Source organism: Variovorax sp. GW460-12-1-14-LB1 (assembly GCF_059423605.1).
This window is the reverse complement of sequence record NZ_JBWKYF010000130.1, coordinates 1-8683: the sequence shown is the minus strand read 5'-3', so window position 1 is coordinate 8683 and position 8683 is coordinate 1. Positions and strand designations below refer to the sequence as shown.

At 66.5% G+C, this 8683-nt stretch carries 9 protein-coding genes, 3 tRNA genes and 1 pseudogene; 12 read left to right on the top strand and 1 reads right to left on the bottom strand.

All coding sequences use genetic code 11. The features are described from left to right. Window positions 1-89: 89 nt before the first annotated feature. Entirely contained in the window at window positions 90-767 is a 678-nt protein-coding gene (locus AC07Y4_RS32175; protein WP_492687334.1) for a phosphoglycolate phosphatase, read from the top strand. A gap of 15 nt (window positions 768-782) precedes the next feature. Here AC07Y4_RS32175 and AC07Y4_RS32170 read toward each other — a convergent pair whose 3' ends face one another. Continuing rightward, the gene (locus AC07Y4_RS32170) at window positions 783-1388 is read right to left on the bottom strand and encodes a chalcone isomerase family protein (protein ID WP_095743420.1); all 606 of its coding nucleotides are present in this window, start codon (window positions 1386-1388) and stop codon (window positions 783-785) included. A 334-nt stretch (window positions 1389-1722) separates the two neighbouring features. Here AC07Y4_RS32170 and trpE point away from each other — a divergent pair, with 334 nt between their 5' ends. The 11 genes and pseudogenes from trpE to AC07Y4_RS32115 all read left to right on the top strand — a co-directional run. Continuing rightward, on the top strand, window positions 1723-3225 hold the full coding sequence (trpE, locus tag AC07Y4_RS32165; protein WP_495275644.1) for an anthranilate synthase component I: 1503 nt from the start codon (window positions 1723-1725) through the stop codon (window positions 3223-3225). A 61-nt stretch (window positions 3226-3286) separates the two neighbouring features. Then, complete coding sequence (locus tag AC07Y4_RS32160; protein ID WP_495275643.1) at window positions 3287-3679, top strand: GxxExxY protein; 393 nt, start codon at window positions 3287-3289, stop codon at window positions 3677-3679. Then, window positions 3676-4260 (top strand): aminodeoxychorismate/anthranilate synthase component II, encoded by a 585-nt coding sequence (locus AC07Y4_RS32155; RefSeq protein WP_070063896.1) that lies wholly within the window; start codon window positions 3676-3678, stop codon window positions 4258-4260. The genes AC07Y4_RS32160 and AC07Y4_RS32155 overlap by 4 nt, the downstream gene beginning before the upstream one ends. 6 nt (window positions 4261-4266) lie before the next feature. Then, window positions 4267-5325, top strand: a complete 1059-nt coding sequence (gene ltaE / locus AC07Y4_RS32150; protein WP_492700328.1) for a low-specificity L-threonine aldolase — start codon at window positions 4267-4269, stop codon at window positions 5323-5325. A 197-nt stretch (window positions 5326-5522) separates the two neighbouring features. Continuing rightward, window positions 5523-6545, top strand: coding sequence for an anthranilate phosphoribosyltransferase (trpD, locus tag AC07Y4_RS32145; RefSeq protein WP_495275642.1), 1023 nt, complete (start codon window positions 5523-5525; stop codon window positions 6543-6545). Between the two features lie 37 nt (window positions 6546-6582). Continuing rightward, window positions 6583-7383 carry an indole-3-glycerol phosphate synthase TrpC gene (gene trpC / locus AC07Y4_RS32140; protein WP_070063899.1) on the top strand — a complete coding sequence of 267 codons (801 nt, stop codon included), beginning with the start codon at window positions 6583-6585 and terminating at the stop codon, window positions 7381-7383. Beyond that, window positions 7380-8102, top strand: coding sequence for a uracil-DNA glycosylase (locus AC07Y4_RS32135; RefSeq protein ID WP_495275641.1), 723 nt, complete (start codon window positions 7380-7382; stop codon window positions 8100-8102). Before trpC ends, AC07Y4_RS32135 begins: the two co-directional genes overlap by 4 nt. A gap of 94 nt (window positions 8103-8196) precedes the next feature. Then, window positions 8197-8282: transfer RNA gene (locus AC07Y4_RS32130), tRNA-Tyr, on the top strand. Window positions 8283-8347: 65 nt separating this feature from the next. Then, window positions 8348-8421: transfer RNA gene (locus AC07Y4_RS32125), tRNA-Gly, on the top strand. 42 nt (window positions 8422-8463) lie between these two features. Continuing rightward, window positions 8464-8538: transfer RNA gene (locus AC07Y4_RS32120), tRNA-Thr, on the top strand. 73 nt (window positions 8539-8611) lie between these two features. Next, window positions 8612-8683, top strand: a pseudogene (locus AC07Y4_RS32115) (GTP-binding protein); the annotation flags it as partial.

The following is an 8683-nucleotide window of genomic DNA, read 5'->3' as shown; positions in this document are numbered from 1 at the left end:
GTGGGGGTCATGGGCGCCTATTTTGCGGCCGGGGGACAATGCGTGCCTCGCGCATCCACCACCCACTTCGCTCCCGGGAGCCGCCTGTTTTGGACACTCTTCGCACCGATCTCTCCCGCTTCGACGCCGCCATCGTCGACCTCGACGGCACCATGGTCGACACGCTCGGCGACTTTGCCGAGGCCCTGAACCGCATGCTGCGCGACCTCGAGCTGCCGCCGGTGGCACCCGCCGCCATCGAGCGCATGGTGGGCAAGGGGTCGGAGCACCTGATCCTGTCGGCGCTGGCGCACGTGGGTGCACCGGCCCCGGCGGCGCTGTTCGATCGCGCGTGGGAGCGCTACCAGCACCACTACCTGGAGATCAACGGCCGGTATTCGGCCGCCTACCCTGGCGTGGTCGAGGGCCTGAAGGCGCTGCGCGCGCGCGGGCTGCGGCTGGCCTGCCTCACGAACAAGCCGACCTCCTTCGCCAAGCCGCTGCTGGCCGCGAAGGGGCTCGACGGCTTCTTCGAGCAGGTGTTCGGCGGCGATGCCTTCGAGCGCAAGAAGCCCGATCCGCTGCCGTTGCTGAAAACCTGCGAGGCGCTGGGCACGGTGCCTGCGCGCACGTTGATGGTCGGCGACTCGAGCAACGACGCGCGTGCCGCGCGCGCCGCCGGCTGCCCCGTGGTGCTCGTGACCTACGGCTACAACCACGGCGAGCCGGTGCGCGGCGTGGATGCGGACGGGTTCGTGGAATCGCTGGCCGACCTCGCGGCGGCCTGAGGGGCCTGCGCCGGCTTACTGCTTACCGAGCAGCGCGTCCTTCAGCTTCCAGTCGGCCGGGTTCGGGCCGAGCCAGATGCGCATCAGTGCATTGAAGAACGCCACTTCCTTCACCGGGTCGGGTTGCGGCACGCCGCGCACCGTGATCAGCGTGCCCGTGCCGGGCACCCAGTCGATGGTGAAGGTGTCGCCGGCCTTGAGCTGCTTCTGGTCCGCGAACATCTGGCCCATGCGCAGCAGGCCGGGGATCAGGTTGACCATTTCGCTCTTGGGCGAGTTGTCTTCCACGCCCTTCACGAAGAGCTTGCCGAGCTCGTTGGCGTCGATGTCGCGCAGCATCGTGATCGCCACGCGCTTGGGCCCCGGCACGGCCAGCGCCTCTTCGGTGGTCGAGGCCTTCTTGCCCAGGTACAGGCCGGCCGTGTAGACCTTGATGATGGTCTTGTAGCGGATGCCCGCGCCATTGAGCACCAGCGGGGCGCCGCGCAGGTCCATCTGGTCGTCGAGCTTGACGCCCGCCACCTCGACCTGCGCCGCGAAGGCACTGCCGCAGAGCGCGGCCGAGAGGACAGCGAGCGCCGCGAGGCGGGAGAACACGGCCGGGAGCAGGGGTGCGAGCAAGTGAGTCTCCTTGAATTTGCGAACGGTCGTGCGAATGTATCTTTTCGTTTTATCCGAGAGGCTTCGGGGGAACCCTGAAGCCTGCGGTTGCACAAGGCCTGGTTTTCGTGGGCTAAACTCGGCGCTCCATGTTCGTTCATCACATCATTCAAACAGGTGAAGGCAGCCGGGGAGCCTGGCCCTGGCGTCGCCATACATCGCTGACTGTTTGATTGCGCGGCGCACGCCGTGCGCCCGCGGTTCCGAGCCGGCACGCATGCCGGCACCGGGCCACTCTCGTGAATGACCTTGCCACCGGCCAAAGGAGCGTCGGCAGGCAACTGGAGAACGATCCGTGATCACCGAACTTGAATTCAAGAGCCTCAGCGCCCAGGGCTACAACCGCATCCCGCTGATGGCCGAGGCCTTTGCCGACCTCGAAACCCCGCTTTCCCTCTATCTGAAACTCGCCCATTCGCAGGGCGGCGGCAAGCACAGCTTCCTGCTCGAATCGGTGGTGGGCGGCGAGCGCTTCGGGCGCTACAGCTTCATCGGCCTGCCGGCGCGCACCTTGTTGCGTGCCTCGGGCTTCGGCGACGAGGCGGTCACCGAAGTCGTGACCGACGGCCAGGTCGTCGAGACCGCCAGGGGCAATCCGCTGGACTTCGTGGCCGACTACCAGAAGCGCTTCAAGGTCGCGCTGCGGCCCGGCCTGCCGCGCTTCTGTGGCGGCCTGGCCGGCTACTTCGGCTACGACACCGTGCGCCACATCGAGCGCAAGCTCGAAAAAAGCTGCCCGCCCGACGCGCTGGGCTGCCCCGACATCCTGCTGCTGCAGTGCGAAGAACTCGCGGTCATCGACAACCTGTCGGGCAAGCTCTACCTCATCGTCTACGCCGACCCGAAGCAGCCCGAGGCCTACGCCGTGGGCAAGCGCCGCCTGCGCGAGCTGAAGGACAAGCTCAAGTACTCGGTGAGCGCGCCCGTCGTGAAGCCCACGCAGGCGCATCCGCCCGAGCGCAGCTTCGCCAAGGCCGACTACCTCGCGGCCGTGGAGCGTGCCAAGGAGATGATCGCCGCCGGCGACTTCATGCAGGTGCAGGTGGGCCAGCGCATCAGCAAGCGCTACACCGAGTCGCCGCTGTCGCTGTACCGCGCGCTGCGTTCGCTGAACCCGTCGCCCTACATGTACTACTACAACCTGGGCGACTTCCACGTGGTGGGCGCCTCGCCCGAGATCCTGGTGCGCCAGGAGAACACGGGTGACGGCGAGCAGAAGATCACCATCCGCCCGCTGGCCGGCACGCGCCCGCGCGGCGCGTCGCTCGAGCTCGACAAGGCGGCCGAGGTGGAACTCATCAACGACCCGAAGGAGCGCGCCGAGCACGTGATGCTGATCGACCTCGCGCGCAACGACATCGGCCGCATCGCCAAGACCGGCACCGTGAAGGTGACCGAGGCCTTCGCGGTGGAGCGCTACAGCCACGTGATGCACATCGTGAGCAACGTCGAGGGCACGCTGAAGGACGGCATGACCGCCATCGACGTGCTCAAGGCCACGTTCCCCGCCGGCACGCTGACCGGCGCGCCCAAGGTGCATGCGATGGAACTCATCGACCAGCTCGAGCCCACCAAGCGTGGCCTGTACGGCGGCGCCTGCGGCTACATCAGCTACGCGGGCGACATGGATGTGGCCATCGCGATCCGCACCGGCATCGTGAAGGACCAGATGCTGCACGTGCAGGCCGCGGCCGGCGTGGTCGCCGACTCGGTGCCCGAGCTGGAGTGGAAGGAAACAGAAGCCAAGGCGCGCGCACTGCTGCGTGCCGCCGAACTGGTCGAGGAAGGCCTGGAATGAGCGCAGCGCCGGGCCGCCCCAAGCAAGCTCGCACCGCAGTGCGCAGCACGGAGGTAATACGATGAATTCCGCACCGGACATCCAGAACGACTTCTCGCACGAGATCATCGGCGCCGCCGTCGAGGTGCAGCGCGTGCTCGGCACGGGGCTCGACGAAGGGGCCTATGCCGCAGCGCTGGCCATCGAACTCGCCGAGCGCGAGATCGGCTTCACGCGCGACGTGGCGCTGTCGGCCAGCTACAAGGGCCGGTCGCTCGGCGAGGTGTACCGCGCGGGCTTCGTGATCGAGCAGTCGGTCATCGTCGAACTCAAGGCGGTCGATGTGCTGACCGACCTGCACCGTGCGCAGGTGCTCGCCGCATTGCGCCTCTCGGGCCTCAAGCTGGGCCTTCTCATCAACTTCAACGTGTTCCCCGTCGTGAAGGGCGTGCACCGGATTGTGAGCAAGCCATGAAACTGCTGATGATCGACAACTACGATTCGTTCACCTACAACATCGTCCAGTACTTCGGCGAGCTGGGAGCGGACGTGCAGGTGCATCGCAACGACGAGATCACCGTCGAGCAGATTGGCGCGCTGATCGCTTCGGGCGTGACGCGGCTGGTGGTGTCGCCGGGTCCGTGTTCGCCGGCCGAGGCGGGCGTGTCGGTGGCGGCCATCGAGGCCTTCGCGGGCAAGCTACCCATCCTGGGCGTGTGCCTGGGCCACCAGGCCATCGGCGCGGCCTTCGGCGGCAAGATCGTGCGTGCGCAGCAGCTCATGCACGGCAAGACCAGCGAGATCACGACCACGCAAGAGGGCGTGTTCGCGGGGCTGCCGCAGAAGTTCATCGTCAACCGCTACCACTCGCTCTCGATCGAGCGCGAGAGCTGCCCGAAAGAGCTGGCTGTCACCGCCTGGACCGACGACGGCGAGATCATGGGTGTGCGGCACACCGGCTTTGCGCACGACGTGCGCATCGAAGGCGTGCAGTTCCATCCTGAATCGATCCTCACCGAGCACGGCCACGCCATGCTTAAAAACTTCCTGGACTGACCCACCATGACCGAACGCACTCCCATCGTCGACCTGCGCAGCGACACCGTCACGCAGCCCACGCCTGCGATGCGCGAGGCCATGGCGGCTGCGCCGCTGGGCGACGACGTCTTCGGCACCGACCCGAGCGTCAATGCGCTGCAGGAGAAGATCGCCGCGCTGCTGGGCTTCGAGGCGGCGCTGTTCGTGCCCACCGGCACGCAGAGCAACCTGTGCGCGATCCTGTCGCACTGCGGCCGCGGCGACGAGTACATCGTCGGCCAGCAGGCGCACGCCTACCGCTGGGAAGGCGGCGGCGCCGCGGTGTTCGGCAGCGTGCAGCCGCAGCCGCTGGACCACGCCCCCGACGGCACGCTGCCGCTCGCGCAGATCGAGGCGGCCATCAAGCCCGACGACGCGCACTTCGCGCGCACGAAGCTGCTGGCGCTGGAAAACACGCTGGGCGGCAAGCTGCTGCCCTTCGACTACGTGCAGGCCGCGACCGACCTGGCGAAAAGCAAGGGGCTGCAGCGGCACCTCGATGGCGCGCGGCTTTTCAATGCCGCCACCGCACAGGCTGCGCTGAACAAGCGAACCGACATCCGCGCCGAAGCCCGCCGTATCGCGCAGTGCTTCGACAGCGTGTCGGTGTGCTTCAGCAAGGGCCTGGGCGCACCCATCGGCTCGACGTTGGTCGGTTCGCGCGAGTTCATCGCGCGCGCCCACCGCATCCGCAAGATGGCGGGCGGCGGCATGCGGCAGGCTGGCCTGCTGGCGGCCGCGGCCTCGCATGCGCTCGACCACCACATCGACCGCCTGGCCGACGACCATGCGCTGGCGCAGCGCCTTGCACAGGGGCTCGAGGGCATCGAAGGCCTGAAGGTCGAGGCGCCGCACACGAACATCGTGTTCGTCGATCTCACGGGGGCAGCGCAGGCGCGTTCTGCGGCGCTGCTCGCCAGCCTCAATGAGCAGGGCATCCTCGCGACCGGGCTGTACCGCCTGCGCTTCGTGACGCACCTGGATGTCGATGCCGCGGGCGTCGACCGCGCTGTCGCGGCGATCCGCGGCTTCTTCAAGGCTTGAGAAGGTGTGAACGAACCCGCCATGTCCGCTCATCCCGCCCAGACACGCCCCCTCTGCGTTGCAAATGCTCGCCATAGCCCGAGCTATGGCTGCGCTTTGCGCCTTGATGGGGCGCGCCTGGGCGGGCTGCTCGGCCACGCCGGATTCATTCACACCTTCTGAAGCCTGGCTACACGCACACACCGAGGAGACCCTTCATGATCACCCCCCAGGAAGCGCTGCAGCGCACCATCGAACACCGAGAAGTCTTCCACGACGAGATGCTGCACATCGTGCGGCTCATCATGAGCGGCGAGTGTTCGCCCGTGATGATGGCCGCGTTGATCACCGGCCTGCGCGTGAAGAAGGAAACCATCGGCGAGATCACCGCCGCCGCGCAGGTGATGCGCGAGGTGTCGACCAAGGTGCCCGTGGCCGACACCACGAACCTCGTGGACATCGTGGGCACCGGCGGCGACGGCTCGCACACCTTCAACATCTCGACCTGCTCGATGTTCGTCGCGGCCGCGGCCGGCGCCAAGGTGAGCAAGCACGGCGGGCGCAGCGTGTCGAGCAAGTCGGGCAGTGCCGACGTGCTGGAGTCGCTGGGCGTCAACATAAACCTCAAGCCCGAACAGATCGCGCAGTGCATCGCGCAGGTCGGCATCGGCTTCATGTTCGCGCCGAACCACCACCCCGCGATGAAGAACGTCGCGCCGGTGCGCAAGGAGCTCGGCATCAAGACGATCTTCAACATCCTCGGCCCGCTGACCAACCCGGCCGGCGCACCGAACATCCTGATGGGCGTGTTTCACCCCGACCTCGTGGGTATCCAGGTGCGTGCGCTGCAACGCCTCGGCGCCGAGCATGCGCTGGTGGTCTACGGCCGCGACGGCATGGACGAGATCTCACTGGGCGCTGCCACCATGATCGGCGAGCTCAAGGACGGCGAGATCCGCGAGTACGAACTGCACCCCGAAGACTTCGGCTTCCAGATGGCGAGCAACCGTTCGCTGCGCGTCGAGACGCCCGAGCAGTCAAAGGCCATGCTGATCGGCGTGCTGGACAACCAGGCCGGCCCGGCGCTGGACATCGTGCTCCTCAACGCGGGCGCGGCGCTGTACGCGGCCAACGTGGTCGACTCGGTGCCGGCGGGCGTGGAGCGCTCGCGCCAGGCCATCGCGTCCGGTGCGGCCAGGGCCAAGCTCGATGAGCTGGTCGCGGCCTCCACCTCCTTCTGAGAATCAGGCCGTCGTGCCACCGAAAGCAGAGCAAGCCATGTCAGACATTCTCGACAAGATCGTCGCCGTCAAACGCCAGGAAGTCGCTGCCGCGCTGAAGCGTGCCCCGCTCGAAGCCGTGCGCTTCGACGCCGAAAGCCGCGTGCTCACGCGCGATTTCGAGGCCGCCTTGCGCGCCAAGATCGCGGCCGGCCAGGCGGCGGTGATCGCCGAGGTCAAGAAGGCCAGCCCGAGCAAGGGCGTGCTGCGCGAAGACTTCATTCCGGCCGACATCGCACAAAGCTATGCTGAGGGCGACGGCGTGGTGAGCGCGGCCTGCCTCTCGGTGCTGACCGACAAGCAGTTCTTCCAGGGCGGCGTCGACTACCTCAAGCAGGCGCGCGCCTCGTGCGACCTGCCCGTGCTGCGCAAGGATTTCATCGTCGACGCCTACCAGGTGTACGAGTCGCGCGCGATGGGCGCCGACGCGATCCTGCTGATCGCCGCCTGCCTCGACGACGCGCAGATGAAGGACTACGAAGCCATCGCGCGCGGGCTGGGCATGGCGGTGCTGGTCGAGGTGCACGACGCGGCCGAGCTCGATCGCGCACTGAAGCTCAAGACGCCGCTCATCGGCGTCAACAACCGCAATCTGCGCAACTTCGAGGTGTCGATCCAGGCGACCATCGATCTGCTGCCCAGGCTGCCGGCGGACCGCCTGCCGGTGACCGAATCGGGCATCGCCACGCGCGAGGATGTCGCCACGCTGCGCGCCGCGGGCGTCAACGCCTTCCTCGTCGGCGAAGCCTTCATGCGCGCCAAGGAACCCGGCGAGGCACTCGCCGCATTGTTCAAATGACGCGGCCGGACCAGCTGTCGAGCAGCGATCCTGCCGACTGGCCGGTGGCGCCGGGCTGGCAGCCGCTGGTCGACGAATTCTTCGCCAGCGCGGTCGGCCAGAAGCTGGAGGGTTTCCTGCGCGAGCGCCTCGACGCCGGGGCGGTGATCTTTCCGCCGCAGCCGCTGCGGGCGCTGGAGCTCACGCCGCCGGAAGACGTGCGGGTGGTGATCCTGGGCCAGGACCCATACCACGGGCGCGGGCAGGCCGAGGGGCTGGCCTTCTCGGTGGCATCGGGCGTGGCCCTGCCGCCGTCGCTGCGCAACATCTTCAAGGAACTCCAGCGCGATCTGGGCACGCCGCCGCCGGCGTTTCCGAACCCGGGCGGCAGTCTCGTGAAATGGGCGACGCACGGCGTGCTGCTGCTCAACACCTGTCTGACGGTCGAAGAAGCTCAGCCGGCCAGCCACGCAGGCCGCGGCTGGGAAGTGCTGACCGACGCCGTGATTCGCCATGTGGCGCAGGGCGAACGACCTGTTGTTTTTATGCTATGGGGCTCGCACGCGCAAAGTAAGCGTGCGTTGATCGATGTTGGGCGCCATAAGGTGCTGATGTCGAATCATCCCTCGCCGCTTTCTGCGCTTCGGCCGCCGGTCCCGTTCATCGGCTGCGGTCATTTTGGCCAAGCCCGTGCATGGCGTGAGGCGCAGCAGTCGGGAGGCTCCGAACTTCGCTCATAATCAGAGGCTTCACACCTCGAGCAGGTTTCCACGCTTCATCTTTTGCTGGGAATCCTGTGTAGTCACAAAATCGTGCTATATTTCGAGGTTCGCCGGAGAGGTGGCCGAGTGGTTAATGGCAGCAGACTGTAAATCTGCCCTCTTACGAGTACGCTGGTTCGAATCCAGCCCTCTCCACCAGCGATGAATTTGGTTTCTAAGAGCGATTGGATCTAGCGCTTTGGGTGCCTTGAAGTGCCCCCGATGCGGGAGTAGTTCAATGGTAGAACCCCAGCCTTCCAAGCTGATGACGCGGGTTCGATTCCCGTCTCCCGCTCCAGAGACCCGGTTCGGCGCCGGAAGCGATTTGGTTAGAACAAAAGCCCTTTTGGCTCAGTGGTAGAGCACTCCCTTGGTAAGGGAGAGGTCGCGGGTCCGATTCCCGCAAAGGGCACCAGTTTTCTGGGGTTGCAACGACAGGCTTGCGACCCATCTGCATGCGTTGAAATCGTTTTTTTCGGAGTCGAAAAATGGCAAAAGGTAAATTCACCCGCACCAAGCCGCACGTGAACGTGGGCACGATCGGTCACGTTGACCACGGC